Annotated in this window: 15 protein-coding genes, 1 tRNA gene and 2 pseudogenes; 8 read left to right on the top strand and 10 right to left on the bottom strand. The window is 66.1% G+C overall.

Translation table 11 applies throughout. The annotated features are described in order from the left end of the window. Positions 1–14: 14 nt before the first annotated feature. Together ACQI5H_RS10775 and ACQI5H_RS10770 are read left to right on the top strand one after the other, a co-directional pair. Complete coding sequence (locus ACQI5H_RS10775; RefSeq protein WP_427079379.1) at positions 15–2,030, top strand: FAD-dependent oxidoreductase; 2,016 nt, start codon at positions 15–17, stop codon at positions 2,028–2,030. 15 nt (positions 2,031–2,045) lie between these two features. Continuing rightward, positions 2,046–2,465, top strand: coding sequence for a ketosteroid isomerase family protein (locus ACQI5H_RS10770; RefSeq protein WP_427079378.1), 420 nt, complete (start codon positions 2,046–2,048; stop codon positions 2,463–2,465). 98 nt (positions 2,466–2,563) lie between these two features. Here the strand turns inward: ACQI5H_RS10770 and ACQI5H_RS10765 are convergent, their stop codons facing one another. Continuing rightward, on the bottom strand, positions 2,564–2,803 hold the full coding sequence (locus tag ACQI5H_RS10765; protein ID WP_427079377.1) for an anti-sigma factor family protein: 240 nt from the start codon (positions 2,801–2,803) through the stop codon (positions 2,564–2,566). Then, on the bottom strand, positions 2,800–3,432 hold the full coding sequence (locus ACQI5H_RS10760; protein ID WP_427079376.1) for an RNA polymerase sigma factor: 633 nt from the start codon (positions 3,430–3,432) through the stop codon (positions 2,800–2,802). Before ACQI5H_RS10760 ends, ACQI5H_RS10765 begins: the two co-directional genes overlap by 4 nt. 107 nt (positions 3,433–3,539) lie before the next feature. Between ACQI5H_RS10760 and ACQI5H_RS10755 the strand changes: the two genes are divergently transcribed. The 3 genes from ACQI5H_RS10755 to ACQI5H_RS10745 are packed head-to-tail and all read left to right on the top strand — an operon-like array spanning position 3,540 to position 5,043. Further along, positions 3,540–4,037 carry a hypothetical protein gene (locus ACQI5H_RS10755; protein WP_427079375.1) on the top strand — a complete coding sequence of 166 codons (498 nt, stop codon included), beginning with the start codon at positions 3,540–3,542 and terminating at the stop codon, positions 4,035–4,037. Further along, complete coding sequence (locus ACQI5H_RS10750; protein ID WP_427079374.1) at positions 4,034–4,552, top strand: GNAT family N-acetyltransferase; 519 nt, start codon at positions 4,034–4,036, stop codon at positions 4,550–4,552. Before ACQI5H_RS10755 ends, ACQI5H_RS10750 begins: the two co-directional genes overlap by 4 nt. Further along, positions 4,549–5,043, top strand: a complete 495-nt coding sequence (locus tag ACQI5H_RS10745; RefSeq protein ID WP_427079373.1) for a YkgB family protein — start codon at positions 4,549–4,551, stop codon at positions 5,041–5,043. The genes ACQI5H_RS10750 and ACQI5H_RS10745 overlap by 4 nt, the downstream gene beginning before the upstream one ends. Here the strand turns inward: ACQI5H_RS10745 and ACQI5H_RS10740 are convergent. Beyond that, positions 5,030–5,686, bottom strand: coding sequence for a dihydrofolate reductase family protein (locus ACQI5H_RS10740; RefSeq protein WP_427079372.1), 657 nt, complete (start codon positions 5,684–5,686; stop codon positions 5,030–5,032). The genes ACQI5H_RS10745 and ACQI5H_RS10740 overlap by 14 nt on opposite strands. A gap of 76 nt (positions 5,687–5,762) precedes the next feature. Between ACQI5H_RS10740 and ACQI5H_RS10735 the strand changes: the two genes are divergently transcribed. Then, complete coding sequence (locus tag ACQI5H_RS10735) at positions 5,763–6,167, top strand: HIT family protein (protein WP_427079371.1); 405 nt, start codon at positions 5,763–5,765, stop codon at positions 6,165–6,167. A 3-nt stretch (positions 6,168–6,170) separates the two neighbouring features. Here ACQI5H_RS10735 and ACQI5H_RS10730 read toward each other — a convergent pair whose 3' ends face one another. Then, a complete protein-coding gene (locus ACQI5H_RS10730; protein WP_427079370.1) occupies positions 6,171–7,610 on the bottom strand; it encodes a sensor histidine kinase in 1,440 nt (479 codons plus the stop codon). A gap of 2 nt (positions 7,611–7,612) precedes the next feature. After that, positions 7,613–8,332, bottom strand: coding sequence for a response regulator transcription factor (locus ACQI5H_RS10725; protein ID WP_427079369.1), 720 nt, complete (start codon positions 8,330–8,332; stop codon positions 7,613–7,615). A gap of 172 nt (positions 8,333–8,504) precedes the next feature. On the opposite strand from ACQI5H_RS10725, the gene ACQI5H_RS10720 reads away from it, so the two are divergent. Then, on the top strand, positions 8,505–9,227 hold the full coding sequence (locus ACQI5H_RS10720; RefSeq protein ID WP_076122690.1) for a hypothetical protein: 723 nt from the start codon (positions 8,505–8,507) through the stop codon (positions 9,225–9,227). 34 nt (positions 9,228–9,261) lie between these two features. On the opposite strand, the pseudogene ACQI5H_RS10715 reads toward ACQI5H_RS10720, so the two are convergent. From ACQI5H_RS10715 to ACQI5H_RS10705, 3 genes and pseudogenes are all read right to left on the bottom strand, one after another. Further along, positions 9,262–9,669 (bottom strand): annotated as a pseudogene (locus ACQI5H_RS10715) (HNH endonuclease signature motif containing protein). A gap of 32 nt (positions 9,670–9,701) precedes the next feature. Then, a tRNA-Thr gene (locus ACQI5H_RS10710) sits at positions 9,702–9,777 on the bottom strand. A 211-nt stretch (positions 9,778–9,988) separates the two neighbouring features. Continuing rightward, positions 9,989–10,765, bottom strand: coding sequence for a DUF732 domain-containing protein (locus ACQI5H_RS10705; RefSeq protein ID WP_427079368.1), 777 nt, complete (start codon positions 10,763–10,765; stop codon positions 9,989–9,991). Between the two features lie 68 nt (positions 10,766–10,833). Here ACQI5H_RS10705 and ACQI5H_RS10700 point away from each other — a divergent pair, with 68 nt between their 5' ends. Continuing rightward, positions 10,834–11,100: a YdeI/OmpD-associated family protein gene (locus tag ACQI5H_RS10700; protein ID WP_427079367.1), complete on the top strand. Its 267-nt coding sequence runs from the start codon at positions 10,834–10,836 to the stop codon at positions 11,098–11,100. A gap of 19 nt (positions 11,101–11,119) precedes the next feature. Here ACQI5H_RS10700 and ACQI5H_RS10695 read toward each other — a convergent pair whose 3' ends face one another. Then, positions 11,120–11,887 carry an enoyl-CoA hydratase gene (locus tag ACQI5H_RS10695; protein ID WP_427079366.1) on the bottom strand — a complete coding sequence of 256 codons (768 nt, stop codon included), beginning with the start codon at positions 11,885–11,887 and terminating at the stop codon, positions 11,120–11,122. 67 nt (positions 11,888–11,954) lie between these two features. Next, a pseudogene (locus tag ACQI5H_RS10690) lies at positions 11,955–12,165 on the bottom strand (MAP_0585 family protein); the annotation flags it as partial.

Below are 12,165 nucleotides of genomic sequence, written 5' to 3'. Positions count from 1 at the left end.
CCATCGGCTTGCCGGTGACCGCCGGCTTTCCGCATCTGTTGGCGCCCGGGCGAATCGGTGCCATGACGGTGCGCAACCGGTTGGTGATGTCTCCGATGGAGACGATGTACGGCACCCCCGACGGGTTGCCGTCGCAGCGCACCCGCGACTATTTCGCCGCCCGAGCTCGCGGTGGCGTCGGGTTGATCACGTTGGGCGCCACGGGAGTCGACCATCGCCACCCCGAGACTCCGGGCGGCCTCCATCTGGCCACCGACGATGCGGTCGACGCCCATCGTGCGCTGGTCGAGGCGGTGCACGAACACGGCGCCAAGATCCAGCCCCAGATCGTGCACGCCGGCCCCGACGGCCTGGGCCCGGAGATCTTCGGCGTCCCGTCCGTGGGACCCTCGGTGATCCCGTCCTATCTGACCGGCCGCCCGTCGACAGAGATCAGCAAGGCTCAGCTCTGCGAGGTGTTCGACCTGTTCAAGGCCGCGGTGCGCCGCGCCGCCGAGGCGGGATACGACGGGATCGAGCTGCACGCCGCGCACGGCTACATGCTGCTGGGCTCTTTCCTTGCCCCGCAACGCAATCGACGCACCGATGACTACCGGGGCGACTCGACGCGCGGCAGGGTGCGGGTAGTGCTGGACGCACTGGCGGCGATTCGCTCCGAGGTCGGCGACGCGCTGCCCATCACGTTGCGGATCTCCGGCTACGAACGGGTGGCCGGAGGACGGCCGATCTACGAAACCGCACGCGTGGCACCCGAGCTGGTGGCCGCCGGCGTGGACGCGTTTCACGTCAGCGGCGGCGTGATCGACCGGCTGGTCACCGGCATGGTCAACGGTGCGGACGACGGCGACGCGGTCAACGTCGGCGCCGCCGCGGCGGTCAAGCAGGCCGTCGACGTGCCGGTGATCGCCGTCGGCCGGATCCACGACCCGGACCGGGCCGAACAGATCCTGGCCGAGGAGCGCGCGGATTTCATCGCGATGGGCCGCCCGCTGCTCGCCGACCCCGAGCTGCCACGCAAGCTGCGGTCCGGGCAGGCGCACCGCATTCGCAAGTGCATCTCCTGCGAAAACTGCATCGACTCAATGGAACAACGCTTCTCCGTCGACTGCGCCGTCAATCCCCGCACCGGCAAGGAGCGTGAATTGGCGGGGCCCCGCACCACTCGCGCCAAGCGCGTAGTAGTGATCGGCGGCGGGCCCGCGGGGCTCGAGGCCGCCCGGGTGGCCGCCGAACGGGGCCATCGCGTCCAGCTTTTCGAACGCGGCGGCCAACTGGGCGGCGCCCTGCGGTGGGCGTCGGTGCTGCACCCGGAGAACCAGCCTTTCCTGCACTACCTGCGCGACGAGGTCAAGTCGAGTACAACGAAAGTCGTCCTGCGCCATATTGTTTCGGCCGAGGAGGTCGTCGCGCAGGCGCCTGAAGCGGTGATCGTGGCCACCGGCGGTCATGTCGCCGTCCCGGCGATACCGGGAGCCGATCTGCCGCACGTCCGCACCGGTCCCGGGTTACGTGCATTCCTCGATGGCCAGCTGTTCGCCGGCTGGCGGCAGCGGCTGGTGCGGCCCACGGCGGTTCGCCTCGCCAGCCGGGCGTGGATGCCCGTCGGGCGGCGGGTGGCCATCGTCGGCGGTGATCTGGTGGCCCTGGAGCTGGCCGAATTTCTCGCGAGCCGGGGCCGGCTGGTCTCGGTGCTCGAGGCCGGCAAGGACATCGCTCCCGAAGTGGGCAACAAGCGCAAGACCGAACACATGGATCGTCTGGACCGACTCGGCGTCACCGTCCACGTCCGGGCGGCCGTCGAACGAATCACGACCACCGCCGTGGTGTTCACACCCGCCGGTGGCACCCGACGACAACTGCCCGCGGACAGCGTCGTGCTGGCCGGGACGGTCGAGCCCGACACCACCTTGTTCGACCGCCTGGTCGCCGCCATGCCCGGCGCCGACGTGCACGCAGCCGGCGACTGCAGCGGCCTCGGCCTCATCCGCAAAGCCACCGAGGAGGGCGCACGCGCGGCGTGCGCAATCTAAAGACAGGAGAACACCATGACCCAAACCGCCCAGTCGCCGGCACTAACCGCGTCGCACTCGTCGTGGCGGTGCGTGCAGGCCCACGACCGGGAGGGCTGGCTGGCGCTGATGGCCGACGACGTCGTCATCGAGGACCCCATCGGCAAGTCCGTGACCAACCCCGAGGGCGACGGGGTAAAGGGCAAGGAAGCCGTCGGCGCCTTCTTCGACAACAACATCGCGGCCAACCAGCTGACGATCACCTGCGAGGAAACCTTCCCGTCCAGCTCGCCCGACGAAGTCGCTCATATCCTGGTGCTGCACAGCAAGTTTGAGGGCGGCTTCACCAGCGAGGTGCGCGGGGTGTTCACCTACAAGGTCAACGACGCGGGGCTGATCACCAACATGCGCGGGTACTGGAACCTCGACGTCATGAAGTTCGGCAAGGAGGAGTAGAGGCGCTGCTTCACGCGCCGAAATTGCCGTCATGGTCGCGAATTGGACGGCGACCACAGCCATGGCGGCAATCTCGGCGCCCGTATGCTGGCCTTTTTCTATTTCCAGTGGCGAAATGCGCTGAGCAGTCGGGCACGAAACGCGGGGTCGATTTCCTCGTCGGGAATCTTGCCGAGGGTCGCCACCGTCGCGCGGAATTGCTGAAGATAGTTGTCGCAGCCGTCACACGCTTGCAGGTGGTCGACGAAACGGGCGCGGGTCTGCTCGTCCAGCGCGTCGTCCAGATAAGCGGTGACAAGCTCGACCAGCTCGTTGCAGTCCATCGGCCGCGCGCTCATGACGGGTCCACCAGGTAGTTCTCGAGTGTTTGCCGGACGGCGGCCCTGCCGCGGTGCAGCAGCACCCTCTGGTTGGCCACGCTGATATTGAGCATTTCGCACACCTCGCTCGAGTCGAATCCGAGCATGTCGCGCAGCGACACGACCATGCGCTGACGTTCCGGTAGCTTGTCGAGTTCGCGTCGCGCGACCGCGACCAATTCGTCGGCGAGGACCGATCCCTCCGGGGTGTCGGGGAACGCGGCGGGCTCTTGACGTTCTTTCCAATGACCCGGCCACATCGGGTCATCGGCACCACGGAATCGCGCGGGATCGACGGTACCACCGGTATATGCGGCGATCTCCGCGTCGGCATCGCGGCGTTCCCTCAAGCCCCGCTGCTTGGCGATATTGATTACCACGGCGAAAAGCCAAGTGCGTAACGAGGATCGGCCTTCAAATCTCGAAATTCCTTTCAACAACGCGATCCAGGTTTCCTGGACCACCTCCTCGGCGATCTGGTGTGTCGGCGCATAACCGCGCGCCACCCGCAGCATCGCCGGGGTGTACTGATCGACAAGCTGGGCGAATGCGGCCTCGTCGCCTTCGCGCAGCGCCGCGATCAGCCCCGACTCGTCTTCCACAGTCATCGCGACCTAACGCTAGCTCTGGAGTTGGTTAGCCGGAGGGGCCCGATCGTTACATCGCCTGGCGTCAGCCTCTGTAACGCCGGACCATCCCGCACACACCAATCAGCATGCAACCATCCACGAGCCAGCCCACTGTGCCGGGCTGGAAGCTGAATTTCGCCGCCGGCTTCGTTCCCCTCGCGGCCGGACTGACCACGCTCCTGACCACGTGGATCGGTGTGGCGGCGCGCACGAATTCTCCGTGGTGGACAGGGTTAGGCACCCTCGACTTCTCCTACTCGGATCTTTCGCGCGCCGGCCTCGATGCCCCGGCGTGGACGCAATTGAGCGGCTCGGTCGGCGGGGTCAACATCGTGGCCGGCGCGGTCGCCGTGATTGTCGTTGCGCGGTTCGGGCTGCGCGACGGACAGCGCTGGGCGTGGTGGTTCCTTGCCTTTTCTTTTGTATGGGTCGGTCTCCACGACGCGATCATGGCCACCCGCTTCTTTGCTGCGACGGGGCAGCCGCTCATGGTGCTGCCCTACAGCTACTGCGTGCTGATGCTCGCCGGCCTGGCGAGGTCGCGGCGCACCGCCTTCGCCGCGCCGGCGGAAAGCAGGATGTGACGGACGTGCTTGAACTGCAACGGCTTACGCTGCGTCCGGTATCGGCGGACGACGCCGACTTCTTGATCGCCCATTGGAGCGATCCGATGATTCGCCGGTTCTTGTTCGACGCAACACCCGCAGTCCCGGACGAGATAGTGGCGACCATCATGGAAAGCGTTCGCGGCTTCGCGTCCGCCGGTTACGGGCTGTGGGTCATTCGGCTCGAAGCCAATTGTCCACCCGTCGGTGCGGTTGGGTTGCGGCCGTTGGAGGACCTGGGTCTGGAAGTCTTCTATAGCCTGACCCCCGACAACTGGGGCAACGGCTACGCAACCGAGGCGGCCGGCGGCGTGATCGCTTACGCGCTAGGCGAATTGGGTTTAGCGGAGGTTTTCGCCGAGGTCGACGGCGGCAACGTCGCGTCGGCCGCGGTGATCGAACGCCTCGGCATGACCTCCATCGCCTGCATACGCGGCGCCTTGGGACCAGTAACCCGCTATCGAATGACCCGCAACGAAGGATGTGCTCAATGAACCTGCGGTACAACGTTTCCACTCAAAACTCCGCCGACTCCACGATGCGGCTGGGCAGTGCGCTCGCGCGCTACGGGTTGGTCATCGTGATCGCCTGGTTCGGTGTCATGAAATTCACGAACTACGAGGCGCAGGGAATTCAACCGCTCATCGCGCATAGCCCCTTCATGAGTTGGCTCTATGCCGTGTTCTCGGTCCGCACGTTCTCAACCCTGCTGGGAATATTCGAACTCGCTGCGGCACTGTTGCTTTCGCTCAAACCTTTCTCGCCCCGCGCCTCGATTGTGGGCAGCGTGATGGCGATCGGCCTTTTCGTCGCCACCATCAGCTTCTTGTTCACCACACCCGACGTGTTCGACGCCGCCGCCGGAGGCTTCCCCCTGCTGTCGACGGACGGCGGATTCCTCATCAAAGACGTCGCGCTACTGGGCCTGGCGGTCTGGACGCTTGCCGACGCGCTGGCAGCCCGCGCCACTCCTAGCGGCGGGTAAAGATCAGATGCGTGACGCCGCTGGAGCTGCTGACCGATTCCACGGCGAATCGCTCTTCGAGGCCCTCGAGTCCCTGCCACAACGGCTCGCCGCGCCCCAGGATGATCGGCACCACCACGATGTGTAGGTGGTCGACGAGGTCGGCGGCGAGGAATTGTCGGATGCTCGACGGACCTCCGCCGAGGCGAATGTCCCTGTCCCCGGCGGCCTTTCGGGCGATTCGAAGGGCCTCAACGGGATTGGCATCGATGAAATGGAAAGCGGTGCCGCCTTCCATCTCGATCGACGGCCGGGGGTGGTGGGTGAGCACAAAGACGGGGGTATGGAATGGCGGGTTGGCGCCCCACCAGCCCTTCCATTCGTCAGAGGCCCCTAGGCCGGTCCACGGGCCGCGCTGCGGCCCGAACTTGTGGCGACCCATGATTTCGGCGCCAATGCCGGGCGCCCACTGGCTGGCCAGGGCGTCGTCGATACCGGTACTCCCGCCCGACTCGCCGTGCATCGCGCGGAACGTGCGCGTGCCGAAAAACCACTCGTGCAACCGCCCGCCGGCGTGTCCGAACGGCGCATCCATGCTCTGTCCAATGCCCGTACCGAAGCCGTCGAGGGAAACCGAAAAGTTGTGCACGCGCACCTGTGACATGGCGAAATCTCCTTGTTGGTCTTTGCAGGACTGACCATCGGGACCGGCCAAAATCATCGGTACCTATGCTGTGCCCATGGCGTCGATCTTCAGCAAGATCATCAACCGTGAACTGCCCGGCCGCTTCGTGTACGAGGACGACGACGTCGTCGCGTTCCTGACGATCGAGCCGATGACACAGGGGCACACCCTGGTGGTGCCGCGCGAGGAGATCGATCAGTGGCAAGACGTCGACAACGCGGCGTTCTCACGCGTCATGGCGGTGAGTCAGCTGATCGGCAAGGCGGTATGCAAGGCGTTCAGGACGGAGCGTGCCGGGGTCATCATCGCGGGGCTGGAAGTGCCGCATCTGCACGTCCATGTCTTCCCCACCCGCAGCCTGAGCGATTTCGGCTTCGCCAACGTCGACCGCAACCCGTCGCCGGAATCCCTCGACCAGGCCCAGGCCAGGATCAAGGCGGCGCTGGAGCAACTGGCTTAAAGCTCAAACGCGCGTGGGCACGTCGCTGCTGCGCGGCAGCCTGACGCGGAAGCAGCAACCCTCCCCGGGCGCGGTGGTGACGGTGACGTCGCCGCCGTGCGCGTTCACCAGCGAGTCGACGATCGACAACCCCAGCCCGGTGCCGCCGCTGGCCCGGGCCCGCGACGAGTCGGTGCGATAGAACCGCTCGAACACCCGCGACGCGTCCTGCTGGCTCATCCCGGGACCCGTGTCGGCCACCTCGAGCACCACGTCGTCGCCTTCCGTGCCGACACGAACGACGACGTCGGCGCTCGCCGGGGTGTGCTGCAGCGCATTCGCAACCAGGTTGCTCAGCACCTGCCTCATCCGGGGCTCGTCTCCGAGCACCTCGGGGATGCCGGGACCGTCGAAGACTTCCATCGTGATGCTGCGCGTGGGGTCGATCGCCTGCGCGTCGTGCACGGCATCGCTGGCCAGCGCCAGCAAGTCGACCTGGTGGTGCTCCAGCGGCCGTTGCACGTCCAACCGCGCCAGCAGGAGCAGGTCGTCCACGAGCAAGCCCATCCGGCTGGCTTCGCTTTCGATGCGCGACAGCAGCATGGCAACGTCACGCGCGGCGCCCTGCCGATACAGTTCGGCGAAGCCGCGAATGGTGGTCAGCGGCGTGCGCAGTTCGTGGCTGGCGTCGGTGATGAACCGTCGCATCCGCTCCTCCGAACCGCGGGCCTTCTCGGCCGACGACTCCGAAGACGCCAGCGCCTGCTGAATCTGGGTCAGCATTCCGTTGAGCGCCAACGAAAGTCGACCCACCTCGGTTCGTGGGTCCCGTTCTGGAACCAGGAGGTCCCGCTGCCCCGCCGCGATCGCGGCGGCGGTGTGCTCGACTTCGTACAGCGGTCGCAGGCTGCGGTGCACCACCACGAAGCTCGCGACCCCGACCACCACCAGCACCGCCGCCCCGATGCCGATCTGCAACAAGACCAGCGATCGCAGGGTGTGCTGGACATCGGACAGGTCGATCGCGACAGTGATCAAGCCGTGCGGCCCGCGCACCGACACCGCGCGCCACTGGATATCGGAGCCATTGACCGAGGGCAGTGTCGTGGGATTGGGTCCCACGTTGTTGTCGGGCGGGAGCGCCGGTTCGGCGTTGCGATCGTTGATGGCCGTGAACGGGGTGCCGTCGATGCCGACGCCGCGCACGTAGAACTTCGACGGTGGGCGGCCCGGGTCCGGACCCTCGTACGGCGGCGCGGATTGCCGCCGCGGTGCCTGGGCCCAGCCGCGGGATGCGTCGAGCAGTGTCTGGTCGATCCGGCTGATCAGGCTATGACGAAGGATCGACGTGACCGCGATCCCGGACGCCACCAGACCGCAGCCCACCAACAGCAGGGTCGCCGCGACCAGGCCCACCCGGAGGGGTACCCCGCGTCGAACCGCTCGGTGCCTTTCCGTGCGCATGCTCAGCGCGGCTCCCGAAGCACATAGCCCACGCCGCGCAACGTGTGCAGCAGCCGCTTCTCGCCGGTGTCGATCTTGCGGCGCAGATACGACACGTAGGACTCGACGACGTTGACGTCGCCGCCGAAGTCGTAGCGCCAGACGTGGTCGAGGATCTTCGGTTTGCTCAGCACCGTGCCCGCGTTGATCACGAAGTAGCGAAGCAGCGTGAACTCGGTGGGTGACAGCGACACGGGCTCGCCGGCCTTCCACACCTCGTGGGTCTCTTCGTCGAGTTCGATATCGGCGAAAGTCAAGCGGGCGCTGCGGGGTTCGGCGCCGCCCTTGCCGGCACGACGCAGGATGACCCGCAGCCGGGCGACGACTTCCTCCAGACTGAAGGGTTTCGTCACGTAGTCGTCGCCGCCCAGGGTCAGGCCCGCGATCTTGTCCTGCAGGGAATCGCGTGCCGTCAGGAATAGCGCGGGGGCGTCGATGCCGTCGGCGCGGAGCCGGCGCAGCACCCCGAAGCCGTCCATGCCGGGCATCATCACGTCGAGGATCACCGCATCCGGGCGGGCGTCCCGGGCGCGATCCAGGGCTTGGGCCCCGTTGGTCGCCGTGTAGACCTCGAATCCTTGGAACTTGAGGCTCACCGAGAGAAGTTCGACGATGTTGTCCTCGTCGTCGACCACGAGGACGCGGGCCTCCGGTTTGGTTTCGGTGGGGCTGGGCCCCGTCATGAGGTCACATCCATGGGGTTATTTCCGTCCCTTGCTTGAACGTTGCCTTGGTAGTCATTGTGTAGTTCCTGAAAGCTCGTTGCTAATAGTCTGCCAGTAGTCTGCCAGGAATCATCGCATCGGCTTGGACTCGTCTCGGCTTATGGGGGTATGTCGTGAATAGACTCGGAGAATGAATCTCGCCAGAAGCATTGTTTCCCTTGCGACCGCTCCTGCGCGAGTCGGGCTTGCCACCGCCGAGGCGAGCTTGAACGTCGCGACGGCGGCCGTTGGTGTGGCGAAGCGAGCGGTGTCGGACGCCGGTGGCGACGCCGGCACCAACGCGGTGACTTCCATGCTGGGGATCGACGACGCGATCATCCGGGCCAACCGGCTCGCCAAGCTGCTCGACGAGGACGCGCCGCTGGGACGGGCCGTGGCGCCCGACGGGCCGATGGACCGGTTGCTGCGGCCGGGTGGGGTGGTCGACCTGCTGACCTCCGAGGGCGGTTTGCTCGACCGCCTCACCGCGGAGGGCGGCGGCCTGCACCGCGCGCTTCAGCCGGGTGGGCTGGCCGACCAGCTGCTCGCCGAGGAGGGGTTGATCGATCGGGTGCTGTCGGAGGACGGGCTGGCCGAGCGGCTGCTCGCCGAGGGTGGGCTGATCGACAAACTGACCGCCAAGAACGGCCCGCTGGACCAGCTCGCCGACGTCGCCGACACCCTTGCCCGGCTGACGCCGGGGATGGAAGCGCTGGAGCCGGCCATCGCCACCCTGCAGGACGCCGTCATCGCGCTCACCATGGTGGTCAACCCGCTGAGCAACATCGCCGACCGCATCCCGCTGCCCGGCCGCCGGCCCCGTTCATCGTCGCGGGCGGTGCGCTCGCAGCGTGTCATCGACGGCGAGCAGTGACCGGATAGGCTTGGACCGGCGTTTACCGGCCTCTTCAATAGGACTGGCCGTTGGCGTACCGCAGTCGCCGGTAGTAGCGACCGCTGCCGCGATTCCTTGCTTTGTACGTCGGCAGCTGGCTGTCACAGTTGGGACAAACGAGTCGCATGTTGTCACGACGATTGTTGCTTGCGTCTCCATTGATGTGGTCGACGATCAGTGCCAGGGTCACGCCGTTCCACTTGTCCTCGATTCCACAGATCGCACAACAACCGCCCTGCTGCTCATAGAGCTAGTCCCGGACGTAGTGGCCCTGGTAGGACGTGCGACCGCAGACTCCGGTGTCGAGCCAGGCGTCCAAGAGCAAGCGTCGGCGGTGTGACTGTTGGCATGCATTGGTGCAGAACACCTTTAGCCGACGCCCTTCCAAATCGACTCCGCACCCGAGACAGGTCATCGACATAAGACGACGCTATCCCTGAGTGCCGACAGGAATGGAGCCGCGTGAGAGACTCGAACTCTCGACATCCGCTTTACAAGAGCGACGCTCTACCAACTGAGCTAACGCGGCCGGGGCCGGCTCGATGAGCCAGGACGATTCTACGACGGAGTGTTGCCGTCGGAACGGCGTGCCGACTCGAGCCGGCGGAAGCGCGAGCCAGCACGGTCGTGTCGCCGTGTCGGGCGGAAGTTCGCGGAAGGAGCGCCTTGGTATGCGAGCGGTCGTCAGTTCAATCCTGACAGGGGGTCCACGACGGCGTGTTCTGCCGTAAAACGGTTTCCTACGGTGGGCCGGGGATGGCTGGCAGGCCATCTCCGATGCCGTGCAGATCGCGTTGAATGCCTTGCAAATCGCCTTGGATGGCTTGCATCCCAGAAAGAGCATTCTGCAGGGTCTGCTGCGCGTCGCCAGTGCTTGCAAGTTGGTACTGAGGGCAGTAGGAAACGATCGCGCCAGTGGCGAACACCGCGCTTTGATTGGCATCCCATATCGACGATCGCTGCACGAAGCTGACGGCCTGTGCGAAGTCGGGTTGGTGCGCCAGGAAGTCGCAGACCGCGTGCCCTTGCGTCATCACGTATTCCTGGCTGGGAACGGGTACACCTTCTTGCTTCAACGCGCCGATGAACGCCATGTCGACAACGTCAATGCGCGGAGGGGGTGGTTTCGGCGCAACCGGTTTGGGCGGCGCGGCCGACGGCGGGGTTTCCGGCGCCTGGACCGATGAATCCTGGTGGTGGGCCGTGGATATCACCACCACCGCGGCGGCGACGGCTATCAGCGATAGGGGCAACGCCGCGAAAAGGCCCATGCGTCGGCGCAGAACATCCGTACGCCGGCGAGGCGTGGTGCGGTCGTTGTCGCCCCGCGACCCGGCGCCGGCCACAACATCGGCTTGCACCGGCGTGGTGAGAGATGTCCCCGCGTCGTGGGCCAGGAGCTCGTCTAGAAGTTCGTCGGCCTCTCGGGGCGACGGCTGCCGGCCCTGCTCGCGGATCGATCGGCGGGCAGCAGCGAGGAGCCGCAATTCGGAGTCGATCGTCTCGCGATCGCGCATATCAGTCAGTTTGATGGTCTCGCGACGTCGTGACAAGTCCCGGGCATCGAGCAAGTTAGGCTGGCCCCGTGAGCAGCCAGCGAGTGCCCGGTGGGGTGGTGCACGACCTGCCCGCGGACCTGCGCCAGGCGCTGATCGCCAACTCCACGGCCCTTACCGCGTGGAAGGACATCACGCCCTTGGCGCGCAACGAATTCATCTGCTGGGTCGAGGATGCCAAGCAGGAGAAGACCCGAGAGCGCCGCATCCGCCGAACTCAGGAGGAGTTGGAAGAAGGCATGCGCCGGCCCTGCTGCTGGCCGGGATGCAAGCATCGCGAGCGCACCGGCAAGTAACCGCCCGCGCCCAATGGCGCTACTTGTCGCGCTTGCGCGAGAGAAATTGCCGCATGTGGTGTTGCGGCTCGCCGGTCAGGAATGCCAGGCCGAACTGCTCGATGCTGTCTTCGACCGCCCCGTAGACCGTCATGTCCAACCATCTGTTGAGCAGGTGCTTTTGTTGTCGCACCGCCTGTGGTCCGAATCCTGTTAGCTTCCTTGTGAGTTCGGCGATGCGGACGTCGAGTTCGCCGGGGGCGGTGACCTCGTGAACCAGACCCCAGCTGACGGCCGTGTCGGCATCGATCGTCTCGCCAGTCAGCAGTAGCCACGCCGCGTGCGAGGCCCCGATCAACTTCGGCATCAACGCCGAGTGGATGACCGACGGGATTCCGACCGCCACTTCCGGCATTCCAAATTTGGCCCCCGCCTCTGCAATCCGCAGATCGCACGACATTGCGACCTCCAAACCGCCGCCGAGGCACCAGCCCGCGAGCCGGGCGATGACGGGGACCGGGCATTCGCGGATCGCTTCGCACAGGTCCGCGAGCCGGCGGATGAACGCCACGGCGCTAGAGCGGTCCAGGGTGACCATCTCGTTGATGTCGGCACCGCCGATGAACGCCTTCTCACCCGTTCCGCGCAACACCACAACCCGCACGTCACCGTCCTTGACGACGGCGCGGAACGCGTCGGTCAGCTCCGAGATGGCGCTGCTGCCAATGATGTTCAGCGGCTTCGAGTTGATCAACTCGATGATGACCACGCCGCCGTCACGAGCGAGTTTGACGAAGCGTCCGCTCATGGGCGCCGAAGTTTACTGACCGAGGGCGCCGATAACGGGCGCCCCCGATCGGTAGCGTTGCTCGGCGTCAGTACAGCGGGACCCAAACACCGAAGAACCAGTAACCCCAACCACCGTACTGCCAGTTGAAGACCGGGATGACGGTGAAGGTGTTGTAGGCGAATGGTCCGAAGTCGCTCTGCGCGTAGATCACGTCGCGGTCGCGCGGTCCGTACCACGGGCGGTTCCAGCCGCCGGGGGGCGGCGGGCCGTCCCAGCCGCCCCCCGGCGGCTGGAAC

The organism is Mycobacterium heidelbergense (assembly GCF_050205645.1).
Lineage (GTDB): Bacteria > Actinomycetota > Actinomycetes > Mycobacteriales > Mycobacteriaceae > Mycobacterium > Mycobacterium heidelbergense_A.
The sequence above is the reverse complement of the archived record's forward strand: the minus strand, read 5'-3'. Positions and strand labels throughout refer to the sequence as shown.

Bases quoted from the DNA above. Each gene is read 5' to 3' on its own strand.
- ACQI5H_RS10735 (WP_427079371.1), top strand. From the start codon at position 5,763: ATGGCGTCGATCTTCAGCAAGATCATCAACCGTGAACTGCCCGGCCGC.
- ACQI5H_RS10730 (WP_427079370.1), bottom strand. From the start codon at position 7,610: ATGCGCACGGAAAGGCACCGAGCGGTTCGACGCGGGGTACCCCTCCGG.
- ACQI5H_RS10695 (WP_427079366.1), bottom strand. From the start codon at position 11,887: ATGAGCGGACGCTTCGTCAAACTCGCTCGTGACGGCGGCGTGGTCATC.
- ACQI5H_RS10720 (WP_076122690.1), top strand. From the start codon at position 8,505: ATGAATCTCGCCAGAAGCATTGTTTCCCTTGCGACCGCTCCTGCGCGA.
- ACQI5H_RS10705 (WP_427079368.1), bottom strand. From the start codon at position 10,765: ATGCGCGATCGCGAGACGATCGACTCCGAATTGCGGCTCCTCGCTGCT.
- ACQI5H_RS10745 (WP_427079373.1), top strand. From the start codon at position 4,549: ATGAACCTGCGGTACAACGTTTCCACTCAAAACTCCGCCGACTCCACG.
- ACQI5H_RS10770 (WP_427079378.1), top strand. From the start codon at position 2,046: ATGACCCAAACCGCCCAGTCGCCGGCACTAACCGCGTCGCACTCGTCG.
- ACQI5H_RS10740 (WP_427079372.1), bottom strand. From the start codon at position 5,686: ATGTCACAGGTGCGCGTGCACAACTTTTCGGTTTCCCTCGACGGCTTC.
- ACQI5H_RS10755 (WP_427079375.1), top strand. From the start codon at position 3,540: ATGCAACCATCCACGAGCCAGCCCACTGTGCCGGGCTGGAAGCTGAAT.
- ACQI5H_RS10765 (WP_427079377.1), bottom strand. From the start codon at position 2,803: ATGAGCGCGCGGCCGATGGACTGCAACGAGCTGGTCGAGCTTGTCACC.
- ACQI5H_RS10760 (WP_427079376.1), bottom strand. From the start codon at position 3,432: ATGACTGTGGAAGACGAGTCGGGGCTGATCGCGGCGCTGCGCGAAGGC.
- ACQI5H_RS10725 (WP_427079369.1), bottom strand. From the start codon at position 8,332: ATGACGGGGCCCAGCCCCACCGAAACCAAACCGGAGGCCCGCGTCCTC.